20 protein-coding genes are annotated in these 21,230 nt (G+C 42.0%); 12 read left to right on the top strand and 8 right to left on the bottom strand.

Annotated elements, in window-relative coordinates; all coding sequences use genetic code 11:
- Nucleotides 1-104: 104 nt before the first annotated feature.
- Nucleotides 105-2,141, bottom strand: a complete 2,037-nt coding sequence (locus tag GO495_RS00845; RefSeq protein ID WP_157297819.1) for a kojibiose hydrolase — start codon at nucleotides 2,139-2,141, stop codon at nucleotides 105-107.
- Between the two features lie 297 nt (nucleotides 2,142-2,438).
- Here GO495_RS00845 and GO495_RS00840 point away from each other — a divergent pair, with 297 nt between their 5' ends.
- The 4 genes from GO495_RS00840 to GO495_RS00825 all read left to right on the top strand — a co-directional run bounded on the left by GO495_RS00840 (nucleotide 2,439) and on the right by GO495_RS00825 (nucleotide 5,843).
- Entirely contained in the window at nucleotides 2,439-3,458 is a 1,020-nt protein-coding gene (locus tag GO495_RS00840) for an SDR family NAD(P)-dependent oxidoreductase (protein WP_157297818.1), read from the top strand.
- Nucleotides 3,459-3,648: 190 nt separating this feature from the next.
- A complete protein-coding gene (locus GO495_RS00835; RefSeq protein ID WP_157297817.1) occupies nucleotides 3,649-4,461 on the top strand; it encodes an AraC family transcriptional regulator in 813 nt (270 codons plus the stop codon).
- A 206-nt stretch (nucleotides 4,462-4,667) separates the two neighbouring features.
- The gene (locus tag GO495_RS00830) at nucleotides 4,668-5,285 is read left to right on the top strand and encodes a tetratricopeptide repeat protein (RefSeq protein WP_157297816.1); all 618 of its coding nucleotides are present in this window, start codon (nucleotides 4,668-4,670) and stop codon (nucleotides 5,283-5,285) included.
- Nucleotides 5,286-5,336: 51 nt separating this feature from the next.
- Nucleotides 5,337-5,843 (top strand): RICIN domain-containing protein, encoded by a 507-nt coding sequence (locus tag GO495_RS00825; protein ID WP_157297815.1) that lies wholly within the window; start codon nucleotides 5,337-5,339, stop codon nucleotides 5,841-5,843.
- A gap of 44 nt (nucleotides 5,844-5,887) precedes the next feature.
- Here GO495_RS00825 and GO495_RS00820 read toward each other — a convergent pair whose 3' ends face one another.
- The 4 genes from GO495_RS00820 to GO495_RS00805 form a co-directional block, all read right to left on the bottom strand.
- Nucleotides 5,888-6,337: a YciI family protein gene (locus GO495_RS00820; RefSeq protein WP_157297814.1), complete on the bottom strand. Its 450-nt coding sequence runs from the start codon at nucleotides 6,335-6,337 to the stop codon at nucleotides 5,888-5,890.
- 366 nt (nucleotides 6,338-6,703) lie between these two features.
- Nucleotides 6,704-7,231, bottom strand: a complete 528-nt coding sequence (locus GO495_RS00815) for a hypothetical protein (RefSeq protein ID WP_157297813.1) — start codon at nucleotides 7,229-7,231, stop codon at nucleotides 6,704-6,706.
- A 40-nt stretch (nucleotides 7,232-7,271) separates the two neighbouring features.
- Entirely contained in the window at nucleotides 7,272-7,652 is a 381-nt protein-coding gene (locus tag GO495_RS00810) for a hypothetical protein (RefSeq protein ID WP_157297812.1), read from the bottom strand.
- 8 nt (nucleotides 7,653-7,660) lie between these two features.
- Nucleotides 7,661-8,230, bottom strand: coding sequence for a dihydrofolate reductase family protein (locus GO495_RS00805; protein WP_157297811.1), 570 nt, complete (start codon nucleotides 8,228-8,230; stop codon nucleotides 7,661-7,663).
- Between the two features lie 256 nt (nucleotides 8,231-8,486).
- Here GO495_RS00805 and GO495_RS00800 point away from each other — a divergent pair, with 256 nt between their 5' ends.
- The gene (locus GO495_RS00800; RefSeq protein WP_157297810.1) at nucleotides 8,487-8,669 is read left to right on the top strand and encodes a hypothetical protein; all 183 of its coding nucleotides are present in this window, start codon (nucleotides 8,487-8,489) and stop codon (nucleotides 8,667-8,669) included.
- A 34-nt stretch (nucleotides 8,670-8,703) separates the two neighbouring features.
- Nucleotides 8,704-9,276 carry a hypothetical protein gene (locus GO495_RS00795; protein ID WP_157297809.1) on the top strand — a complete coding sequence of 191 codons (573 nt, stop codon included), beginning with the start codon at nucleotides 8,704-8,706 and terminating at the stop codon, nucleotides 9,274-9,276.
- Nucleotides 9,277-9,331: 55 nt separating this feature from the next.
- Here the strand turns inward: GO495_RS00795 and GO495_RS00790 are convergent, their stop codons facing one another.
- Nucleotides 9,332-10,351, bottom strand: coding sequence for an endo alpha-1,4 polygalactosaminidase (locus tag GO495_RS00790; protein WP_157297808.1), 1,020 nt, complete (start codon nucleotides 10,349-10,351; stop codon nucleotides 9,332-9,334).
- A 647-nt stretch (nucleotides 10,352-10,998) separates the two neighbouring features.
- Between GO495_RS00790 and GO495_RS00785 the strand changes: the two genes are divergently transcribed.
- From GO495_RS00785 to GO495_RS00760, 6 genes are all read left to right on the top strand, one after another.
- Nucleotides 10,999-11,550 (top strand): RNA polymerase sigma-70 factor, encoded by a 552-nt coding sequence (locus GO495_RS00785; RefSeq protein WP_157297807.1) that lies wholly within the window; start codon nucleotides 10,999-11,001, stop codon nucleotides 11,548-11,550.
- Nucleotides 11,551-11,602: 52 nt separating this feature from the next.
- Nucleotides 11,603-12,616 carry a FecR domain-containing protein gene (locus GO495_RS00780; RefSeq protein ID WP_170302610.1) on the top strand — a complete coding sequence of 338 codons (1,014 nt, stop codon included), beginning with the start codon at nucleotides 11,603-11,605 and terminating at the stop codon, nucleotides 12,614-12,616.
- 56 nt (nucleotides 12,617-12,672) lie between these two features.
- Entirely contained in the window at nucleotides 12,673-15,276 is a 2,604-nt protein-coding gene (locus GO495_RS00775) for a TonB-dependent receptor (protein ID WP_157297805.1), read from the top strand.
- 60 nt (nucleotides 15,277-15,336) lie between these two features.
- Nucleotides 15,337-16,347: a DUF4249 family protein gene (locus GO495_RS00770; protein ID WP_157297804.1), complete on the top strand. Its 1,011-nt coding sequence runs from the start codon at nucleotides 15,337-15,339 to the stop codon at nucleotides 16,345-16,347.
- A 99-nt stretch (nucleotides 16,348-16,446) separates the two neighbouring features.
- Nucleotides 16,447-17,148 (top strand): porin family protein, encoded by a 702-nt coding sequence (locus tag GO495_RS00765; protein ID WP_157297803.1) that lies wholly within the window; start codon nucleotides 16,447-16,449, stop codon nucleotides 17,146-17,148.
- A gap of 45 nt (nucleotides 17,149-17,193) precedes the next feature.
- The gene (locus GO495_RS00760; RefSeq protein WP_157297802.1) at nucleotides 17,194-17,955 is read left to right on the top strand and encodes a DUF4397 domain-containing protein; all 762 of its coding nucleotides are present in this window, start codon (nucleotides 17,194-17,196) and stop codon (nucleotides 17,953-17,955) included.
- Between the two features lie 204 nt (nucleotides 17,956-18,159).
- Here GO495_RS00760 and GO495_RS00755 read toward each other — a convergent pair whose 3' ends face one another.
- On the bottom strand, nucleotides 18,160-18,372 hold the full coding sequence (locus GO495_RS00755; RefSeq protein WP_157297801.1) for a hypothetical protein: 213 nt from the start codon (nucleotides 18,370-18,372) through the stop codon (nucleotides 18,160-18,162).
- A 225-nt stretch (nucleotides 18,373-18,597) separates the two neighbouring features.
- Complete coding sequence (locus GO495_RS00750) at nucleotides 18,598-21,138, bottom strand: DUF5686 and carboxypeptidase-like regulatory domain-containing protein (protein ID WP_157297800.1); 2,541 nt, start codon at nucleotides 21,136-21,138, stop codon at nucleotides 18,598-18,600.
- Nucleotides 21,139-21,230: the final 92 nt, after the last annotated feature.

Raw genomic sequence — 21,230 nt, 5'->3', positions numbered from 1 at the left:
TGAGTATTGTTTGGTAAACAATAGTATTGATTTGCACGTGTCTATTAAGTTAAGGAAAATTTGTAAATTATTGTGTAGATAATAGATCCGGCTGTGTGTCAATGTCAATTCTTCTGATTTATTATATAGGTTCTTTTGTCCATACCCACGCCGGAAATTTTAAGAGATTTCCAATTTCCAGGTAATGAGCTATGGATCTGCACAATTCCTTTATCCGAAATTTCCAATCCTCCGAAGCCCATCAGTACGCTTTGCAGAATACCTCCTGCACCTGTTGCAAAGTAGGGATTTGTGCCACCTTTAGTTTCTGCGATTACCCTGAATGGTGGATTTAAGTTAGGTTCATAGGCTTCTTTAAAAAATGAATAGGCTTTATTTTGGTTACCTGTTCTGGCATAAAGAAGTGCAAAAATAGCATGAGTCATTGCAGGTGTTCCTTCTTCAGGTATTCTGGTTTCATAGTAAGCCAGATCTTTTTCAATCTGATCTTTAGCCCTTATGATATTTAAAGGGTAAGCCAGTAAATTAACATCTGCCTGCTTAATTCCCTCACCATTATAAGATGCATGTTCCTTTGTTACGCCGTTATCAAATTTCAAAATCGGAATATTCTTTTCAACCAGTTCCCAATCTTTATTCAGAGGAATCCCTAAAATTAATGCAGCCGAATTTGCATTATGCAGGTTCACTTTTGCTGCTGCATTTGTAAACGCATTATTATCTACATTTTCTGCCCATTCATCCGCGGCTACAACATTTTTAATATCATACTGATTTAATCCGTCTCTCTCCACTCTACTTGCCCAAAAATCGGCTGTCTGCGATAAAATCGGCCACCCTTTTTCTCTAAGCCAGGTTTTATCTTGTGTAACACAATAGTAGTTCCAGGCAGCTAATGCAACATCGGCGGAGATATGGTGTTCAAATGGCCCGCTGAGAGCCCATACAGGTGTTTCTTCGACCCCGCTATCTGCACTTTCCCAGGGATACATAGCACCTTTATAACCATGAGAAAAAGCGTTTTTTTCAGCTTGTCCCAGTCGTTCAAAACGATATTCGATTAAAGATTTTGCGATTTCCGGATGAAGGACCAGCAGTGCAGGAAACATCCAGATATCAGTATCCCAAAATATATGACCATTGTAACCCAGACCTGATAACCCCATTGGTGAGAGTGAATAAGAAGTGCCTGATCTTGAAAAAGAGGTTAAATGATATAACATGCTATGTACATCCTGCTGAGCCTGCGGATCACCCTCTATTGTAATATCCGATTTCCAAAGTTCATCCCAGGCGGCATTATGAAATTTAATTAACCTGTCCCTTCCTTCGAGTTTCGCAAAAATGGTCATCCTTTCTGCTTCATTGAGCGGGTCGGCATGCTGTGCAGAGCTAATTGTACTCCCGATAACCGAGTAGGTATAACTTTCCCCAGCCTTTAAGGTTTTACTAAATTTCATCAGATGACTATTATTATCCCACATTTCATGGATAATCTTAGGTTCATTTCCATGTTGCTCAGTAAACAGAAAACTGTTCGACGCACAGAGCTGCAGCTTTCCTGTAGGACTTTTGGCAGTAGAAGTAAGTAAGCTCAGGGTAACATGCGGCCTGTCAATTTCATTATAATAATTTTGAACATCACGCAAAGCTTCAGGGGTTTCCATGATACTGGCAGCAGTTATACTTACATCTTCTTTTGCTATTATGGTCACATCCATTAAAACTGAAAAAGGAAGATGCCTCAACGCATAATAGGTGTATTTTACTGCTGCCTTTTTGCCATATAGGAGTTGTGTCGTAAATGAGGCATGATGCATATCCAGTTCCTGTTGCAGTTGTTGCGTATTTCGCTCATCAAGACGTATACCATCAATTTCAAGGTACATATTAAGCAGGTTAAAGCCATTTAAGAAATTACTTACACGGCCGCGCCCGTAAGTATCATAAGCACCGGCTAAAACCACGTTTTTAACTTTAAAAGGTTGAGGTGACGATACGACACCAATAATGCCATTTGCCACGGTTACCCCATAATAGTTATTGGGATCTATTTTTTCAGCCTTCATCTTCCATGGGTCCTGGGCATTGGTACGTACCGCGAAGCAGGTAATCAGGAGAAAAAATAATTTCATTTTCATACTAATCGTTTTTCTGATATTAAAGCAAAGTAAGCCGGAATTTTGAATAATGACATTACCTGAATATGGATGTGTACGATTTCGAAATGACCTCAGAAGAGGATCCGGCTAGTTATTGATCATATTGCTCCTTAATCCAGGTGTATTTCTCCGATCAGTTAACAGCGTATTTTCACTAATTCCGCATTGGGCAGGTATATAAATAGTGGTCCGCTAAACAAAGCAAAATAGGCCTTTTAAACAAAGTTGCAGGGAAATACATCCTCTACATTTGTATCAACAAAACGATAAATGACAATGATACAAACTAACAATCAGGGAGCACTTCAGCACCCGCTCGGCACGAGTTTTAACGCCCAATCCACAGCTTCAGACGTGATCAAAGGAATCGACCTCACCGGTAAGGTTGCTATCGTCACAGGTGGTAATACAGGTATCGGCCTGGAAACCACAAAGACCCTGGCTGCTGCCGGCGCTATGGTGATAGTAGCAGCAAGAGATGTGGAGAAAGCCTGGAAAAACCTGGAAGGCATAGCCCGTGTGGAAGTTGAGGCACTGGATTTCATGGACCCTGCTTCTATCGATGCTTTTGCAGAAAAATTTCTGTCATCCGGCAGACCGTTACACCTGCTCATCAACAACGCAGGTATCATGTGGGTGCCACTGCGCAAAGATGCACGTGGCATAGAATCACAACTAGCTACCAATTACATCGGACAATTTCACCTGACTTCCAAACTTTTTCCTGCACTGAAACAGGCAAACGGTGCACGTGTGATTAATGTTTCTTCACTGGGGCATCACATGGGAAACTTCAATTTTGAAGATCCTAATTTTCAACATCGCGACTACGAAACACTGCAGGCTTACGGCCAATCCAAAACAGCCAGTAATTTGTTCGCCCTGGAACTGGACAACCATGCAAGCGCCTATAACGTACGTGCCTATTCAGTACACCCCGGGTCCATCGCCGGTACTGAATTAGGCCGCGAAGCACCGGTGGAGTTGTTCCAGCAAATGGGCTTCCTCGATGAAAACGGAAATATGCGTCCGGAAGTTCTCGCTTCGTTGAAAACAATCCCTCAGGGCGCTGCTACTACCGTATGGGTTGCTACCAGTCCGCTTCTGGACAACATTGGCGGCGTATACTGCGAAGATGGCGACATCGCTGAACTGTTTTCCTCTGACCCTGCCGTTCAGACCAGCGCAAAACTTCATCAAAGCGGCGTGATGCAATATTCACTGGATGAGACCAGCGCCAGGCACCTGTGGGCACTCACTGAAGAGATGACAGGAATCAAATTCAATATCAACTAAGAGGATATGATGTATTGAACGGTTCGGCTATCTGACCGGCAGAAGCTTAACCACACCGCAGAGGTGGCATAAATTAATTAATTTTATGCTTAGATAAGAGCGGGAATATGACTTCCTGAGCAAAGCAAATCCGGCCTGACTTTGCCAGGCATTTTCAGACAGCACCGGAACCCATCTTAAACTATTGGATATGGAATATAATGCTAAATATATAACAGAGGATATCAAGCTGTCCTGCTATGAAGATAGGTTCTTCAAATCTGACATCATGTTTGAACACCATATGCTTATTTGGTTTATCTCCGGAGAAACAAAGGTTGTCCAGGCAGAAGGGACTTACCTGTTTAATAAGGGGGATATATTCCTGATACCAAGAAATCAGCTCGCCACTATTATCAATTATCCCAAAGACGGGCTCCCTCATAAAACGGTGGTTATGCACCTGACCGCTGATTGGCTATGCAATTATTATGATAAGGTCGGTGTGAAACCCCAGACAGTGGTTTCGGCGCAGATCCGACATTATAATAATCATCCATTGCTGGAAAGCTGCCTGCAATCGCTCATTCCGTATTTTGAGATGACAGAGCTACCCCCCAATATTGCCCATCTGAAAATAACCGAAGCGGTCAGTATACTTAGATCAATCGATCCTGATATCGACAGCATGCTCGCTAATTTCGAGGAGCCTGGAAAGATTGACCTGGCCGGGTATATGGAAAAGAACTTTATGTTCAATATGCCCCTGGAAAGATTTGGCTACCTCACCGGCAGAAGCCTGACAACGTTTAAAAGGGACTTCAGGAAAATCTTTGATACCACGCCACAGAGATGGTTGACCCAAAAACGACTGGAGCTGGCGCACTATCAGTTCGTGGAAAAGAAAAAGAAACCCGTTGACGTTTGTTACGAAGTTGGATTTGAGAATCTTTCCCATTTCTCCTTCGCATTTAAAAAGCATTTTGGTTATGCACCTACTGAATTATTAGCATCGGGGAGTTAGCCGGGTATAAAGCCAAATTTTACTCCATAATCAACCGATTCGCTTTTATACTCGTTATTAAAGTGAATCGGTTTAATATATCGTAACTGGCTTCGAACAGGTCAATGTCTATTACCACATGAAACATGAAAAACAGTTAATTCAGTTTCCGATGAATAAATAATTAACTTATAATAGCTACCTTTTGCTTAGTCACAATAGTAAAAATGTCACAACAACTAAGCAAGGCAGAGCAAAGCAGGCGATTTGCTGCGGGCTATCATCTGGCCTTTGAAACAAAATCCAATAAAAAGAAATGGATCGAGATTTTTAATCTCTGGTATTCGGCTGCATCTGGCGGACATTTGAGGGCCCAATTTTATTTGGCGACTTGCTATGACAACGGCTATGGAGTACAAAAAAATGTAAAAGAGGCTTTCGAATGGTTTCTCAAAGCAGCCAAACGTGGGCATATGGATTCTCAATACAATATTGCACTTTTTTATAGAGACGGGGAAGTTGTAAAACAAGATTTGAAGACGGCTGTACATTGGTTTAAATTGGCTGCGTTGAAAGGCGATATTGAAGCCAGAAGAGAGATGGGATACTGTTATTTTCACGGCAAGGGTGTGAAAATAAATTACCTGAAAGCTATCTATTTCTATAGACTGGCCGCAAGTAAAAACGATCAAATGGCTATCTACAATCTTGGTTTATGCTACAAAACCGGAGACGGTGTTATTTATTCTAAAAGATGGGCAAAATATTACTTCGAAAAGGCAGCTGCACTGGGTCACAAAGCGGCTATGGTACAATTAAAGGATTTAAGGAGGCTTGACAAATAGTATATAAAGGGATTAACAATGGATTTCTAACTTGCTATAAAACCTGACTGTATGAAAAGTTTTATTTTCCTCGCCGTAGTATTGTTGTTGTGCAGTACTTTACCGGCTGTTATGGCACAGGAGATCAAAGGCGATTTTGCCATTAAAAACGTTCAGCAGGGGCTGCTGCTGCGCGTAAAAGATGCAGGCAGCGCCAATGGTACACCACTGGTAGTATATGAACCGGAAAACTGGAAATGTATGACCTGGAATTTTGAGCAGGTGAACGGGCAGGTGTACAAGCTCAAAAACCTGTTCACAGGCAAAACCTTTGAAGCCGCTAAACCAGCCGCAGGAGAAGCTTTTACAGAACAACCGCTGGTACAGCAATCTACCGCACAGCAATATGAATTTGTGCCGCTGCGCAAAAATGTATACCTCATCAAATTACAAGGGACCGATTTATACCTTACACCTGCAGGGGCCGATGCCAAAATAAATACGCCGGTAATACTGGCAAAGAAAAACGGTACTGCTGCACAGGAATGGACTATTTACGAACAGCATCCAACCATGTAACAACAAACCCCGCTGCTCCACGGCACCGGGGTTTATTCTATGTTTTACTTAGCAGCAGGTGGGGGCGGTGGTGGCAGCTCGCGTACTTCGGCACTACCGCCGTATTGCAGCAAAGGCGTTTGCCTGGCCAGCGCAACCGCTTCATCCATATCAGCGGCTTCAATGGTAATCACACTTACCACGCGCCCTGTTTCGGCGTATATGGCGCCTTTTTCAGCACCTTTGGCTGTAACCACCATGCCTTCGGCTACAATAGGATTGCCCTGCAGGTAAATGCCTTTGGCTTTCCATGCAGGCACCAGCGCATCCCATTTATCATGTATGTCTTTTGTTTGTTCGGGTGTAATGCCTGCCGGATTGATGCGCATCACCAGTATGAATTTTTTCATCGTTTTGTTTTGTGTAGTGGAAGAAATAGTGTTGACTGTCGGATTATGCTGTGCGTTCAGCTGCATGCTTAACAGCAGCGAAGCAATGAGCAGTAATGGTTTCATGTGTATTGTTTTTACAACACAAAACTACACATCCGCCTGCGGCAGAAATTGTAAAAAATCATTGATTTAAATAAGCTGCCACCAGTAAGTCGGTAGTGATCCTGATATTATCAGGTTAACTATTCTGAAAATCCGGCCTGGGATCGGATAACAGTTGGTATTATCCAGAATTGGTGAGATGCAATTACTAATCATGGAAAGTAATTATATAGGATTCTTTATATAAAAACCATGAAATTCAGATCAGGTAGTTTTCTAAGAATCCTCCGGTTTGAAATCCGCACCACCGGGGTCACTCTAAGATTGAAACCTCTCGCTAGTCCCGGGGTTTCTTTTTTAGTCGGGTGTTTAGTTGAGTTCCTTTTGTTAAAGCGTTACTTTGAATACCAACCGAAAGGCCGTTCGTGAAACTGTAAACTGATGATCCTCGATGACAGGATCGGTTACACTGATATAATACGAGTTACAATTATCGTTCCTTTTCTCTTCCAAATTAGTATAAGATAGCGTAGCACTACCAACATTTGGATTGTCTATTTTATATTTGAACATACCTTTTTCCGTATCAGAAATAGGAAACATCAGGGCGCCATGCATGAGAGAGCTTGTATCTTTTACAATCACACCTCGTTTTAAATAAAAATCTGTTGGCGCTGGCGTAATTGTTATAGTAGCCGTATCAATATTCTTTGACAAAAGAATATTCTCCCCCGTTTGTCCATCCACAAATATCAGCCCTACCTGGGTCGGCATCCCCTCATTAAGTAAGCCTTCGCAAGGATTAGATTGTGATGTTTTTTGGCATCCTGATCCAAAAGTTGCTGCTAATAGCAATATCAGAGACAGATAATAAAATTTCTTTGTAAAGAAATAGGTTAATAGTTTCTTTTTCATAAAGGATTTCCTTTTTAATACAGTTCAGATTATTTATCAGTTATCGTTGCCATTCTTTATTGAACTTTTCCAGCTCGGGTTTTGAGGGGGATGCAATTGCAATAATCTCTCCGGTTCCATTATTTAATATAAAGAACTTTAATGGACTGAATTGTTCCGCACTTTCCAAAATTGCTTTATAGTATAAGTCCCCATTTTTTACGCTTCGGTCGAATTTAAAGAAGGATGCATATGGTGCCAAACCAAGCCTATACATGGTACCTGTGTCCAAGGATATACTACTTGCCGCGGTTACAAGAGAATAAGAATTGTCAATAATAGCAGTATCAGGTTCAGGCAAACCAGAGGCAGTTACAGAACTTTGTTTTTTACAGGCAACTACAAGTGGAAACAATAGATAACAAAAAAAAAGCTTATTCATAAATGAATCTACAAAAAATCTGTGAGACTAGGAGTTGCTTCAGGTTCGTAAATAAGTTGTACTACTCCCGATTTGAACACATTGGTCTTAATTAAGTTCAATCTTATCCGTTCTTTTAAGTTATCAAATAACGGCTTTCCACTTCCTAAAGCTATTGGGTGTACCGATACTCTGTATTGATCAATAAGACCTAAATTGATGAACGTCCTGATAAGGCTTGCTCCACCATACAGCCAAATATCTTTTCCTTCCTGCTCTTTAATTTCAACTACTTTATTAGCGATGTCAGTACTTATGAAAGTAGCTTTTTCATCCTGTCTGTTCTGGCTGGAAAAAACAACTTTATTCTTTGAATGTACTCCCTGCCATATCATTTGTTCCATTGGGCTGGCATTTGCTTCTGGTTGGAAATTCCCCCAGGCGTCATAACTCACCCTGCCGTAAAATATCGTGTCTATACCTGATATAAAATCATCCAGGTTCATATCATCGTCCATAATACACCAATCAATTTCTCCATTTGGACCTTCGATAAATCCGTCTAAGGTTACTGCTAAATCTAAAATTACTTTTCTCATAAGATAAATTGTTACAATTTCCGTTTGCCATATTTTGAAAAAAGAGACAAAACTAAGATGTTTTATTTCATTAGTAAGGATTATATAAACACATTCAAAGGCTATTTCTGATAAACTTTTCCTGAGGAAGGTTGTTACATAGACAGGACATATTGGAAGTGAAAAACATATTACTGATAAGAGTCAGCAACACCGTTAACCATTCTCATTTTTCATTAGCTACTTTATCGAGATCTTCATCCAAAAAAAATAAATCATGCAAAAGAAAATTCCCGGCCATGCGCCTCACAGTGCTATATATGGAATGGGCTTTATTGGCGCAGCCATATACTATATTTCTCATGCCACAGGTTTCTGGCCTGGTGTCCTCGGTTTTCTGAAGGCATTGGTATGGCCGGCATTACTTGTATATGAAGCGTTGAAATCATTAAATGCCTGATGAACAAGATTGCTTATTTTCAAATACAAAAATGATGCTTCGCCCCCTCCTGTTCCTGATTATAACCTCGCTATGCGCCTCTTACGCTTCCGCACAATCCGTACCCGTGGAAGACGTCTCCAAAAGCATGCTCAACTGGACACAACACCTCAATGCAGACGTAGATAAATACTTCACCCGAGAAAAACGAGACGAACTTATCCGCAATCTGGATGCTTTTAAACAAGCTCTTACGCTTTACGCGAAGACAAGAAAAAACCTTTCTGATAGTATCTTTCGTAAAAACATCGCTCCGGGGAACAAGGACCCGAAAAACCTGGAGCTACTGAAGGGCCAGATGGGAGAAGTGATCCGGCAGATGCGCAATGTTACGGACCTTACGAATAATGAATTAAGGGAGGAGGGAGATCGCCTGAACGATAAGATTTATAACGTGCTGAACGGGGATGGAAACCAGTTCCTGTCCTACCTTGAAGCCTTCCTGAGCGGTTTGGCCGTGACTAAAAAAGAGATGGCTCTTGACAACGGCACGACATATGACCGCCTGCAGCAATCTATCAACCTCCTTACTTCCACGCAAGAAAAGATTCGCGGTAAAATGAAATGAATAATAGAAAATGATGCAGCAGCGCTAAACATACTGCATCATTATGGAATGATCTTTAGTTGCCTTCGAAGTATTCGAAGCCATCTATAATATCGAGATAGACACCATCGAAATGACCGTTCAGCAGCTTTTTCGCATAAGAAGTGTCATTACCGAAAATGATACTTTTCCAATCGGTGTTCCAGTACTGCACTTTATAATTACCGGGCCAGTCAGGATTCTCTGCTACGATAAACGGTGGGTTGCCAACTTTCCAGGTACTCTTCCAATAGTAACGGTAATCTTCGGCCTCTCCGATAGACATATAACAAATGACCAGGCGTTTACCACCATTGGCCTTTGTTTTAAGCTGATCAATCTCCGCTGCGGTAAATTCAGTATCGTTCAGGAACAGGTCCATCAGGATCACATCATAGTTCGTGGCCTTTACAGCGTTGATGAACTGCGTCTTGGTAGAATAGTTCTCCGGATTGATCATGTACAGGAAATTCTTTGCCTGGGACAAGCTGGTGATATTATTACTGTTCACCCCATATGGCGTGGCAGGGTAAGTCGGGATGTTATTCAGCTCCCGGTGATTCGCGGCAAAAGAAATATATCCGTTGGTGTTATTGGAGCTGTAGGATTTGTCCATGTTCGTCTTACTGGAACAATAATCCGTTACCAGCACCTTTTTGCTGGTCTTGATCCTGTCGAGGTATCCCCTGATGTACAGGTTATCCGCGGAAGGTGTGGCCACATTGTCATCATTATAGCCATAGAACAGGTCTTCCTGTCCCACGGCGTCAATGGCATTTATGTAGGTCTGTGCCAGGGTACCATTGGATTCCCCGTTGGTGGTAATCAGTTCTATCCCGTTCTGCGGGATAATTGCAAATTGTGAATTCTGTGCTTTCGCATACTGGCTGATGCCGATCACAAAGTTCCGCATCTCGGCCCTGTAATCAATAGCAGCCTGGACCTGTGCCTGGGCCAGTTTTTCCGGTTGTGACAGGTTAGATTTTTCGGTTTTGGAGCAGGATAAAATGCTCAGTAGCATGGGTAATGCAAACAGTACTTTTTTTCTGGTTCTCATAGAATTGAATATGGTATTATCAAAAGAACGAAATATCCTATCTGAGTAACAGGACAATCGCATTTTTCGACGCCAAGTTACTAACTTGAGAGAGATTAAAAAGATGATAACGCATTCAAAGTTGCTGGCTTGTTCAGACAACAAACAGTAAAACATTGACTCATATACTTCATAGGAATCAGGTTATCGTGAAAAGATAGAGGTTTCCATGATGGAATAGTGCGTTTAGATGCGGAAGATATTCAGCAGATAATGCAATAGCACTCATTCCGGAAACCGAACAGCTCCTGCATACTTGCATTTTTCTTGCATGTCATTGTACTATCTTCTGACCGACAACCTAAGTTAGCCTTTATGCAATAACAGATGATGAATCATAAAATGATATTTCCGTATCCCTTGTCATATCAAATGTCCATAAGACATTTTATTTATGCAATGGTATGAACACATTATACGAGGTTTTGAAATTGCAGGATTCCCTATCAGAGTAACAACTGCGACTAAGCCAGTAACTGTTTCATCTTCACATCATGCAGCCGCCGGATTGATCAAAAACTAATAGATTATTATTTATTCGAATCTAAAAAAATCGGGGTACTTTTAATATTGAATACTTTAAAGTATTGAATATTAAATCTTTTTCTTTGCAGACAAACGCGCTACACGAAAAATTCCGGCTTGTTTTCGAGCAACATTACAATGCTCTTTGTAATTATGCATTAACATTTGTTAAATCAGAGGAGGCCAGTGAAGATATTGTGCAGGATACTTTTATAAAAGTATGGGAGAAACGGCCGGACCTGATAGTATCTTCCGATATCCGGTATTACCTGTTTGTTGCCGTCCGCAACAATAGTATCTCTTATCTGCGCAAGGAGAGAAAGAACCCGCAGGTGGAACTGAATGACTATGATGCTGCCGAAGATCAGATAGTTTTTGCAGGGGAGGTTTATCAGGAGACTGACTATGACGCGCTGCTGGCAGTCGCGCTGGCACGGCTACCTCCCAGATGCCGGGAAGTTTTCGTCATGAGCCGTATGAGCAAGCTCACCTACCAGCAAATCGCAGACAGCCTGGGAATATCCGTTAAAACAGTAGAAAATCAAATGGGGACGGCATTAAAGCGCCTGAGGGCCTTTATGAGACATGCCCTTTATTGGTGGTGGCCAATTATCTTTTTTTTGATAAATAGATAGACAAAGATAGGGGTATATCATTTTTTTGCATTTTATTATATGAATGAATCGCATGGAGCCAAATATTAAAATAGAAGAGATCATTGGCAAATACCTGAAGCAGGAGGTTTCCGCAGAAGAGGAAGCATACCTGCAGGAATGGTTACAGGCGGACGCATCTCATCAACAGGAATACGAGGAGATGGCGGAGATATGGCGGGCCAGCGAAGGGGTATTGCTTCAACACCAGTTTAATACCTCCAATGCCTGGACCTCCATAAATGCACGCATCACAGCGTTACCGTCTGCTACCCGCGTACGCACCTTTAAATTGCTTCCATGGACAAAAATGGCTGTCGCTGCCGCTATTATCGGGCTTATTGCTACGGGCGTATGGCGGTATTACAGTGTAACAACCGCCGGCAGCATGCAACATATTACCGCACGGTATAATAACCAGCAGGTGAAGCTACCGGACGGCTCCGTTGTATTTTTACGGAAAAACGCTGTTCTGAACTATCCCCGTTCCTTTAGTGAAAAAGAGCGTATTGTGCGGCTTGAAGGGGACGCCTTTTTTGATGTAACCACTAATGCGAAAGCACCCTTCCGTATCAATGCTTTTCATTCCATAGTGGAAGTACTGGGCACCTCATTTATGATAAGCGCAACATCAGCTGCAGATAAGATATGGGTAGCCAGCGGTAAAATAATGTTTACGGAGGAAGATAAAGCCGGCAATCATCTTATCCTCTCCGCCGGTCAGAAAGCGGTATTTACCGACGGACAATTTACGCAGGGAGGGGTTAAAGACAGCAACTATCTGGCCTGGCAAAATGGGGTGCTCAATTTTAACAATACACCATTGCAGCAGGTGATAGAAACGCTAAACGATTACTACAATGCATCGGTTATCCTATCACCGGAGATCGCGGCCAAAGCGGACCATATTATGGTAACCGCCCGTTTTGACAACCAGGATTTGCCATATGTGCTGGAAGAAATAAAGCTGACAACAGGCCTGGAGCTAAAGCGTGATGCGCAAAAAAACTTCATGCTGTATGAACTGCAGCCGGCAGCAGGAAAATAATATTTTTTTAAACCAGACAACTATATTCTGTATTGTATCTTATTGTCAGTACCTGCATGAAAAATATAGGTATAACGGTCTTGTTGTTCCTCACCTTATTGGCTATGCCGGTAAAAGGACAGCAAGGCCCATTGCTTTCCCGTTCCTACCACAGTAAGTTAAAAAAAGGTACAATCAGGGAATTGCTGCAAACTTTCATTGATGAAAGTGGTATTGTTGTGGAATACATTTCCAACTTTCTGGAAACAGACAGGGTGGTTTCACTTACCGGAAATGAAACTACTGTGAGCGTCTTTCTGCAACACGTATTACAGACCCAGCGGGTAACGGTACTGGAAAAAAATGGTAAACTGATCCTGGTGCCCATCAAACCGCCGGCAGGGGATCAGGATGCATTTGCTTCTACCTATGCCATATTTGGTTTTATCAAAGAAGAAGGTAGCAAAGAACCACTTATTAATGCCACGATACAGGAGCCTTTAACCGGCAAGGGCACCCTTACAAATACCTTTGGTTATTTTACACTTTCTTTACCCGCAGGGCCACATACCCTACGCATTTCTTACGTGGGGTACGCTACAAGGACCATCGGGATCACGCTTAATGAAAACAGCCGTACAGATATCTCCCTTTCCCCTGGCACCCCTGTTCCAGAGATAGTGGTTGCCTCCGGTAGCAGGCTTAAGAAATATGCAGCGAAAAATATTAATGCAGAACAGGCAAACCAGTATCCGGCAGGTAATGAGCTGGTAGGAGAAAATGATCCTATACGTTCCCGTAACCTGCTACCCGGGGTCATCAGCGTGCAGGACTATGCAGATGGCTTCCTGGTAAGAGGGGGTAGTCCTGATCAGAACCAGTTCCTGCTGGATGGTAATGAAGTTTTTAACCCCACACATCTGTTAGGCTCCCTTTCTATTGTGAATAAAACGTCCTTCAAATCCATGCTGTTGCATAAAAGCGATTTCCCTTCACGATTTGGAGGCGGCTTATCTTCTATAATGGACGTATATACCAAAGACGGCAATATGGAGCAATGGCAGGGAGAAGCCAACCTGGGCTTCCTGGCGGCATCTGCAGCAGTGGAGGGGCCTGTCAGAAAAAATAAAACAGCGGTAATGTTTTCTTTCCGCCGCAGTCTGACCACGCCGGCTGTCCGGTTGCTGGATGAAAAATTCAATGCCCGCTTCTATGATGTTCATTTTAAAATAACGCACCTGCTAAACGAAAACAATAAGCTGATGCTGAATGTATATACCGGCCACGACCGTATGAAGTTACAGCAGAGTAACAGTAACAATCTGCAGAAATGGGGGAACAAACTTGGTTCGCTAAACTGGAACCATCTGCTGGGGGCACGCTCCTTTATGAATACAGCTTTTAATGTAAGCCATTATAACAACCTCGCCGGCTATCAATATCCATTATATGATGATTCCTCGGATGTACCTGTTATCATAAGTACTTTCAATACTTACTCTTCCATCTCGCATTATGATGTTAAGACACAATTTGAAGTACAACCGGCCAATAACATCAGATTCAATTTCGGAGGAAAAATAGCTTATACTATGATAAAACCCTTCAGTACAAACCTATCCGATGGATTCATAGAAAATGTGGATGACTATAACCTCGTAATGACATTACCTTTTAAGGAATATACGCTGTATTATGAAAATGAGATCAATATTGATAACCGTTTACTGATAAGGCCCGGTGTCCATTTTAATCATTACAGATTCCGGAATTTCCATTTCAATTCCATTCAACCCCGCTTCTTTGCCTCATATAAGCTGGATGACAGGCAACAGTTATATGCCGCCTATAACAAAATGACACAGTATCTGCACATGGTGAGCAATCCATTCATGGGCGTTAATAATATGATATGGGTGCCCAGTACCCGGCTTGTTAAGCCGGAAGAAAGCACTTCCATGAGCCTCGGTTACTCGCTGCGGAATACCACTGGCGTATCGCTGTCTGCCGAAGCATACTGGAAAAAAATGAACAACCTGACAAGCTACATAGAGGGTGGGAACATTTTCTCCAATGATAACACCTGGGAACAAAGTATCCTTACTGGCAAGGGATGGAGCTATGGACTGGAATTCCAGGCAGAAAAGAAATTCCTGCACTGGCAAATTATGTGTGCTTACACACTGTCCTGGAACTGGCGGCAATTTAATAACCTTAATAATGGGCGCAGGTTTCCATTTAAATACGACCGGCGACATGTATTGAATATCACTGTTGCTTATAAGCCGCGCAACAACTGGAGCGTTTCAGCAGTATGGAACTTTTCTTCAGGGGATGCATTTACCCTGCCGGAAAAGATATATCCGGACTTTGATAACGGCCAGCATATTGTTGACCCCGGGGACCCATTGGCTGCATACCGTTTCATCTATCATTATTCAGCGCTTAATCAGTTCCACACGCGGCCCTATCAGCGACTGGATGCCGGCACTGATTATGCTGTTCATACCGGCAAAAAGGTCAGTCATAAATTATCCGCAGGCGTCTATAATGTGCTGGGTACTGCCAGTAGCTATAACTATGACCTGCAGGCTTCGTTAGACGGGAAGTTTAATATATCTTTATCCAGGAACAGGTTATTCAACATCTCACCTTATATTTCTTATACAATTATTTTTTGATAACTGATGCACATATTGCATACCATATCCCGTAATAAACAGATAATCTTTTTGCTCATAGTGACAGGCTTACTACTGCCAGCCGCCTGTAAAAAGAACCCTTATTCTACCCATAAATTAAGCAACACATTAGTGGTGCTTACAGAATTGACTGCCGGTGATTCAGTAAAGATACCTATCGGGAAAAGCACATTGATAGAGAATAACAATACGGTTTCTTTTGGAACAGTAAATAATGCTATTGTGCATTTACAGGATACCCTGGGACATTCATGGTTAATACCATTAAATACCGCTCCTGAGTTTTCCGGAGGGGCCACTTCAGTCTATTCCAATTCGCAAATATTACAACCCAACACCACCTACACTATTGAAGTAAGCGATCCGGAACTGGGAACAGCTAAAGCAAGTACGCATATACCTCCGGCATTTGTTATAACGGAAGTGGATACACTGCGGGAAATATATAATGACCAGGAAATGCTCACTTTTCATTTCACTATTAATGATGTGCCGGATACAGATAACTATTACATCATTGAAGCATTGAAACAGGTAACCAAAATATACAGGCATTTCATTTACAGGAATGTTACTTACAATTATGATACACCGGATGGACAGGCACTTTATAACAGGATAAAAAATGAACAACCACCTGTTCCCTTGTTAACAGATACAATTCCTACTAATAATTTCATCCGGCTGAACCTGCTTACGTTTGATCCGAATGCAGATAACACTTTATTAAACAGCACAACAGGTTTGTTCCGCCGGGTGTTCCTGCAAAGTTCTGTTTTCAATAATCCTTTATACAGTACATCTGTTTCCGTTATCACTAAAAACTTTATTTCCGACAGCCCGCAAATGAAAGGCAAAGTATTATTTATGGTAAAATCTGTCAGCAGGGAATTGTATGATTACCTATTCCTGTATGAAAAATACAAAATAGATTTTGGCACTTTTCCTTCCAGTCAGCTAAGCCTTCCTCCAGGTAATATAACCAATGGTCTGGGGATATTCGGAGGTTCTTTCAGATATGTACTCACCTATTATTTTGACACTTTCTAATACCAACTCCCCAATAAAAAAATCATCTGCTTATAGGGGAACTCCTGCTTTTTGTGTTTTATAATAAATGCATGTAACAATATACGCATGCTTTATAATATGAAAAGTAAAACAGCAAAACTGTTACTGCAGGTAGCGTTATGCCTCACCTCCGTACCACTATCTGCACAACTGATAAAAGTAGAAGGCGGGGTAGCACTGTCCAAACAGGTATTGAAGGAACATGACAAAACAGATATAAGTGATATCATCATCGGCTATCAATTCTGCGTAAAAGCAGACATCCCGGTATCAATGACACTGTGCCTTCAACCGGGAATATCGCTTAAGCAAATGGGATCAACCTTCTTTACTACCGGCAACCGCAATAACATCATATCTGATATTACAACTACTACCAGGGTCACTTATCTGCAAGTACCTGTTTCATTAATATTTCGTTGCGATATCAATCCCGATATGAAAGTACTTTTTGGCACTGGTACCTATGCAGCGTATGCCTTAAAAGGCCGGCGACAGGTACTGGAGAGCAATTCCCGGATGGAAGCAGTCTCCGTAACTTCCCCGTTGGCGGGTAATGATGCTGCAAATAGTATAAGACGAATGGATTATGGACTTGTTTTTACCAGTGGATTAGACTTTGCCAATGGTTTAAGCATTAACGGACAGTACCAGGCAGGCTTATGCAACTTAACCCCCTCCGGTGTTACCGGAAAAAAAATAACAAACCAGTCATTCATGATGACATTGGGTTACTACATTAATCGCAAAGCATTTACAAAAATGCTATCCTCCAGGTAAGTCTCATTTTATAACATATATATTATCAAAGTAAAAAATCACAACATGAAAAAAGACCTGTTTCTGTACAAAGGACTGTTAGTATTGGTATGCGCATCTTCCATGCTGCTCTCCTGCAAAAAGAACAACAATGATTCCCAGGCGCCGGCTCAATCAAACCTGGTTATTGTAAACGTTGCGCCTAAAGCTGGCCCGCTGGATATAACACTGGCCGGTAAAAAACTGGCAGATAAACTAGCTTATGGCAGCTACTCCGGGCAGCCTGGTGCTCCTTATTTATCAGTTAGTGCCAATGCAGCCAGTTCCCTGAAAGTAGCAACAGGCAGCGGTACTGTAGTTATAGATGATAAGCTGAAGCTGGAAGCTAATAAACGCTATTCGCTGATCGTTTATGATACTTTAGCTAAAACAGGTACATCAAAATTGTTGTATACCTTATTGCCGGATGACATTACTCCCCCCGCAAAGGGCAAAAGCAACATACGCTTCTTTCATTTATCGCCTAATACACCGGCTGTACATATTGATATTATCAAGGATAAAGACAGCCTTCGCCTGACCTCCACGCCTGCCGTTTATTTAACAAGCGCTACTGCCGTTGCTGAAGCTGCCAGGTTCAGTACGATCAACAGCGGTACATATGTGATAAAGGTAAAAATAACAGATAGCGGTAATAAGCTGAAAACAATTCTGGTGATTCCGAATGTAGTACTGGCAGATCAAAAGATATTCACCATTTCGCTGAAAGGATTAAGCGGACTTACTGATGCGAACACACTCGGTATTCATCTGATACAACACAAATAGGAGATCAGAAGTATCCCGATCAGGTAAAATTAAGCGCACCGGTTATAAAAGGGCTACACGCTCTTTCATAACCGGTGCGCTTTTTATTTTTACGATCAGCAGACTCAATCCCCGTGTGCTATTTATCTGTACAGAAAATACCTAAAACAAATATCCGTCCCATAATCAAACGGGACGGATATTGTAAAAACGGGAGAAAGCTTCCTATTGCTTTTTAGCGGACTTCCTAACCTTAGGGCTCTTAAGATCATCTGTTTTTTGTACAGGGAACAAAGCTACCTTTGCAGTTTTTTTACTGGTATCGGTAGCGATTTTTTTCTGCGCCTGTTTAGCTACTACCGGCTGTTGAGCCATTACAGTTGTTGTAGCCATTGTAGCAGCTGTAAAAGCCAGCATTCCCCATTTTTTGTTTTGCATGTTGATCATTTTTTTGTGTTAAGAAAGTACGTTTGTTAAATCAGCAGGTCTTATTGCTGTAGTATACATGTAAAACGGGGAGCAGTCACCTACCCCTAGCAGAAGGCAATCCATTATCTGTTAAACCACTGTTAAAAGCTTTTTCAATAAAGGCAACAGTAAAAAAGCGATGGAACGGATAATGTATCCGTTCCATCGCCGTACCTGTTATCGATAGAAAATGTATCAGAAATCAAGCCTGAAACTTCCAAACAGGCCAAACGCTTTTCCACTTCCCTGTGTTAATGGTGGTGGTGTAAGACGCCAAACCAGATCTACCCGAAAGAATTTGAAAATATTATCTACACCCGTTCCTACTTCTACGTAAGGTGCCTGTTCCAATGTACGGAACATATATCCCCGGTTAAAATTCAGCATCTTATTTCCGGCAGACAAACTTCCTATCACACTTTTGGCATTCCAGAACTGTCGAAGCTTAAGTTTCTTTATCAGTGGTATGTAATTGAATAACCCTCCACCCAGGTTGTGCTCCAGCGAGAAGCCGGCATACTGATCGCTGATGAATTCAAAACGGTTCATCATATTAAATCCATGATCATTATAGTAATAGATCTCATTACCAGGATGAACCGCCAGCAGATAGTAAGGTAAGGTGCCCCATATTTTTCCTGCATACACATTAAAATCCAGTTTTCCCCACATACCTAATGGCAAATGCTTTTTAGTGATACTTGCAGATAATTTATGAAACGTTCTCCCATACTGTCCCTTACCGGCAACACCGGTCTCATATTCCATCGTTAAAGCAGGATATTTGCTACCGATCAGCACCCTGTCAAATTTCCCCTGAACAAAATGCTCCCCTGGTGCATATTGCAGCTTTATTGAGCCGGAAACCGCATCGCTGAGTATAGCATCCTGTTTTCCATCCTTCATGATGTCAATAACCGGCAATGGCGCAAAAGGATAGTAATGCAACTGAGCACCTTTGAACTGCACCGAGAAACCACTGTTCCATTCCTTATAATACTCCAGACGCTTTTCATCCCGCAGCAGGAATTTTTGCCTGATGCCCGGCTTACGGAGCAGCATAATGAAAATATTATCTGTGCCCACTTCTTCTTTCCCTTTGTCCTGTATAACCCCGTTGTCAAGTTCATGTAAGTAGGTAGCCTGCAGATAAGAACGCGGAGACCTGGATAACAGCCACAATGCGGAAATATGCCCTTTAAAGGCTTCATCATTTATACCATAGGCCAGGTGACCTTTAAAACGCAGATATTGGCTAAAAGCAGAGGTAGTGGCAAGATCAACACGCAGCCTTTTGCCTTCCAACTGATTCATACTAAACATGCGGTATACAGGACCTATCTCCAATGGTCCATATTCTTTTTTACCAGTAGCCAGAAATTTTACCGTATTGGTATAAGTACGGAATAATGGAATAGTTTTGAGCGTATCCATCATCGTGTAGAGCATTCGTTCATGTTTACGAAGAGTGTCCATACGTAAACTGTCCCAATGTTGCTGCACATGTCCCCCCTGCCGCAATACAGTTTCTACCACTGCGTCCTGCGCCTGCCCTGCTACAACACCGGCTATTGCCGGGTTATTCAGGAATACACTGTCATACCATAAGCTCCTGCGTCCTATTAAATGAGGCATTTTTTTGCCGGGGGGACTTATATCCGCGATCATTTTATCTTTTGAGAGGAACCATACAGTACCTGTTTGCTGTGTGAATTCCTGTACTACCGACAATCTGTTTATGAAATTGATATTAGCCTCCTTGCCCGCCAGAAGCGAAATCCTGCTGATTGCAAAGGAAGTATCATGCACCCACATTTCTCCGTTAAATACAAGTTCTGCCGGTCTTTTGGGTGTAAATTCAATCCGGAAATACCTTTTCCCAAGAATGTATTGGGTATCCAACAGCTTGTAATTGTAAAAGAAAGGACCATTGTCATGAACCGGGCTTACAAATTGTTTACCGAACAGGATGATATAGTTATCATACACATTTACCTGCTGGTACATACCTCCCAGATACTCCTGTACAGCGTTCGTATTGATACCAGATGTATGATGTGCACTGATCACCTCCTTCTGCTTTGCCGATGAGCGTTGACGATAGAATGATGAATACGTTTCCGATAGGAACACCGGCAGAAATGGCTTATCTTCAGATGTGCTGTCAATATTATTCAATAAAAATGCAAACGGTTTCAACCACCTGTTGCCTGCTATGCTTTCCTTCTTGAAATTGGCAATATCCAACTCTATCTTGTTATAGATATTACATGAATAATCTCCGAGCGATCTTATATTATGTACTGGCTTCTCCCGGATCACTTTGCGCAGGATGATCAGCGCAGGGTTCACGCCGGCATTCACTACAAATTGTTTCATATTCACCCCTCTTCCCAGTTCAAAGTCTATGACCAAAACTTTTTTATCCCTGTCTATCCGCTTCATCACAGCCGTGTAACCCAACAAGGAGGCCGAGAGGCTATCTGCAGGTAATTTAGCGAGCCTTAGTTCAAAATAGCCCTTTTCATTGGTACGCGTACCTGTTGCAGTCCCTTTGAAATAAACATTGGCAAACGACAATGGTGCTTCTGTCTGCAGGTCTTTTACCATGCCCGAGATCATCCATTGTGCACTTAATCCATCTATCCTGACAAAGACCAGCATCAGCAGAAATAAGAAATGTGTTTTATAACAAAGGATACAGGTTAGTCTTTTCCTGTGAAATTCTAACTTCATGATTCCAGTACAGCGATATAATTTAAATAAAAAAGGCATCAATAGTAAAACGATATATTACCGCGTACCCCTATAGTAAGATTTTACAGGAC

The organism is Chitinophaga oryziterrae, assembly GCF_009758125.1.
GTDB lineage: Bacteria > Bacteroidota > Bacteroidia > Chitinophagales > Chitinophagaceae > Chitinophaga > Chitinophaga oryziterrae.
The sequence above is the reverse complement of the archived record's forward strand: the minus strand, read 5'-3'. Positions and strand labels throughout refer to the sequence as shown.

What these genes read in the sequence shown, in the direction of transcription:
- GO495_RS00815 (WP_157297813.1), bottom strand. Translation starts at nt 7,231, where the DNA reads ATGAAAAAGAAACTATTAACCTATTTCTTTACAAAGAAATTTTATTAT.
- GO495_RS00750 (WP_157297800.1), bottom strand. Translation starts at nt 21,138, where the DNA reads ATGAAGTTAGAATTTCACAGGAAAAGACTAACCTGTATCCTTTGTTAT.
- GO495_RS00755 (WP_157297801.1), bottom strand. Translation starts at nt 18,372, where the DNA reads ATGCAAAACAAAAAATGGGGAATGCTGGCTTTTACAGCTGCTACAATG.
- GO495_RS00805 (WP_157297811.1), bottom strand. Translation starts at nt 8,230, where the DNA reads ATGAGAAAAGTAATTTTAGATTTAGCAGTAACCTTAGACGGATTTATC.
- GO495_RS00795 (WP_157297809.1), top strand. Translation starts at nt 8,704, where the DNA reads ATGCTTCGCCCCCTCCTGTTCCTGATTATAACCTCGCTATGCGCCTCT.
- GO495_RS00830 (WP_157297816.1), top strand. Translation starts at nt 4,668, where the DNA reads ATGTCACAACAACTAAGCAAGGCAGAGCAAAGCAGGCGATTTGCTGCG.
- GO495_RS00835 (WP_157297817.1), top strand. Translation starts at nt 3,649, where the DNA reads ATGGAATATAATGCTAAATATATAACAGAGGATATCAAGCTGTCCTGC.
- GO495_RS00810 (WP_157297812.1), bottom strand. Translation starts at nt 7,652, where the DNA reads ATGAATAAGCTTTTTTTTTGTTATCTATTGTTTCCACTTGTAGTTGCC.
- GO495_RS00775 (WP_157297805.1), top strand. Translation starts at nt 12,673, where the DNA reads ATGAAAAATATAGGTATAACGGTCTTGTTGTTCCTCACCTTATTGGCT.
- GO495_RS00840 (WP_157297818.1), top strand. Translation starts at nt 2,439, where the DNA reads ATGATACAAACTAACAATCAGGGAGCACTTCAGCACCCGCTCGGCACG.
- GO495_RS00790 (WP_157297808.1), bottom strand. Translation starts at nt 10,351, where the DNA reads ATGAGAACCAGAAAAAAAGTACTGTTTGCATTACCCATGCTACTGAGC.
- GO495_RS00820 (WP_157297814.1), bottom strand. Translation starts at nt 6,337, where the DNA reads ATGAAACCATTACTGCTCATTGCTTCGCTGCTGTTAAGCATGCAGCTG.
- GO495_RS00845 (WP_157297819.1), bottom strand. Translation starts at nt 2,141, where the DNA reads ATGAAAATGAAATTATTTTTTCTCCTGATTACCTGCTTCGCGGTACGT.
- GO495_RS00760 (WP_157297802.1), top strand. Translation starts at nt 17,194, where the DNA reads ATGAAAAAAGACCTGTTTCTGTACAAAGGACTGTTAGTATTGGTATGC.
- GO495_RS00825 (WP_157297815.1), top strand. Translation starts at nt 5,337, where the DNA reads ATGAAAAGTTTTATTTTCCTCGCCGTAGTATTGTTGTTGTGCAGTACT.
- GO495_RS00800 (WP_157297810.1), top strand. Translation starts at nt 8,487, where the DNA reads ATGCAAAAGAAAATTCCCGGCCATGCGCCTCACAGTGCTATATATGGA.
- GO495_RS00765 (WP_157297803.1), top strand. Translation starts at nt 16,447, where the DNA reads ATGAAAAGTAAAACAGCAAAACTGTTACTGCAGGTAGCGTTATGCCTC.
- GO495_RS00780 (WP_170302610.1), top strand. Translation starts at nt 11,603, where the DNA reads ATGGAGCCAAATATTAAAATAGAAGAGATCATTGGCAAATACCTGAAG.